We start from the raw sequence: 1,219 nt of genomic DNA, 5'->3' as shown, positions 1-1,219 counted from the left end.
ATACGGCTCCGGAAGCTCTTCCGGCGCAACACTGTCGATGTTGACGATTGGGTGGGGCATTCATACCTCCATGCTGGCAGGCAAGGGTTGGTTCCCAAAAAATGCAGAGAGCCCCGTACCGAGTGCATCGAAGACCGTGCGATGCCTCAACGTCGAACGCATATCTTCATGCATCGCCAGCCAGACTTCTACGGTCGGCTTGAACGAGTCCGACAGCACCCGTTGAAGGCAAGATCGATTGGCAATGCTGCCGTGGCAGACGCCAATGCCGCCAGCGGCCCTGATCGCCGCGAGTTGCGCCATATCGCTGTCGCTGCGGATCGCAAAGCACTCCCGCGTCATCGCAATCCCATCGATTGCGAAGGTCCGCGTGTACGGCATCGGCGTGTCAAAACCGATGATGGCGTGGTTGAGCAGTTCTGGGTGGGTCGTGGGTGCCGGGTGGCCATGAAGATAGTCGGGATGGGCGTAGAGACCCAGTTCACTCACACCAACGCGCTTTGCGACAAGTCCGACCTGAATGGGTCTCGTCATTCGAACGGCAATATCCGCGTCGCGACGCAATAGGTCGTCGATCCTGTTCGATACTGCAATCTCTACCACGATACCGGGTTGCTCCAGCCTCAACGCCGCAAGGATCGGTGCGATGACTTCTGCAGCGACCACCTCGCTGGTCGCAATGCGTACCGTGCCCGTGTTTTGAGACAATGGGCCTGAGGCAGCTCGCAACAATGCATCGGCCGCAGATGCCAATGCTTCGGCCTCGGTCCTCAACGCCAATGCTTCGGCTGTCGGCAACAATCCATCACGGGAGCGCGTAAACAGGGTCAGACCAAGTCCGTGTTCCAAGGCCATGATATGGCGGCTGAGCGTAGGTTGGCTGAGGCCAATCGACCTCGCTGCCGCCGACAGGGAATTCTCGCGCAACACAGCGCAAAACGAACGATAGAGGGACCAATCAGGAGACGTTGTCATTCAATATTGAATAGCATGTCCTTGGATTTATGCAATTTCAATCGCGAGGTCATCGGTCCATAGCTGGGTCGTCATCAACCACAGACATTCGAAAGTCAGCCATGACCAAACCGACAGAATTCAGGATCAATATCTCCGACGCTATCATCTCTGATCTGCACCGAAGAATAGACGAGACCCGCTTCTCCGATGGATTTGATGACGTGACCTGGGCCGCGGGCATCCCGCAATCCGAACTGAAGAC

Annotated in this window: 1 protein-coding gene; it reads right to left on the bottom strand. The window is 56.8% G+C overall.

Annotation, left to right across the window (positions count from 1 at the left end):
• Positions 1-60: 60 nt before the first annotated feature.
• Positions 61-975 carry a LysR family transcriptional regulator gene (locus JJB09_RS26490; RefSeq protein ID WP_201664094.1) on the bottom strand — a complete coding sequence of 305 codons (915 nt, stop codon included), beginning with the start codon at positions 973-975 and terminating at the stop codon, positions 61-63.
• Positions 976-1,219: the final 244 nt, after the last annotated feature.

It is taken from the genome of Phytoamicus setariae, assembly GCF_016722925.1.
In the GTDB taxonomy this organism is placed as follows: domain Bacteria; phylum Pseudomonadota; class Alphaproteobacteria; order Rhizobiales; family Rhizobiaceae; genus Rhizobium_E; species Rhizobium_E setariae.
Note: the sequence above shows the minus strand (reverse complement) of the source record. Positions and strands in the feature narration are given on the sequence as shown.

What these genes read in the sequence shown, in the direction of transcription:
- JJB09_RS26490 (WP_201664094.1), bottom strand. Translation starts at nt 975, where the DNA reads ATGACAACGTCTCCTGATTGGTCCCTCTATCGTTCGTTTTGCGCTGTG.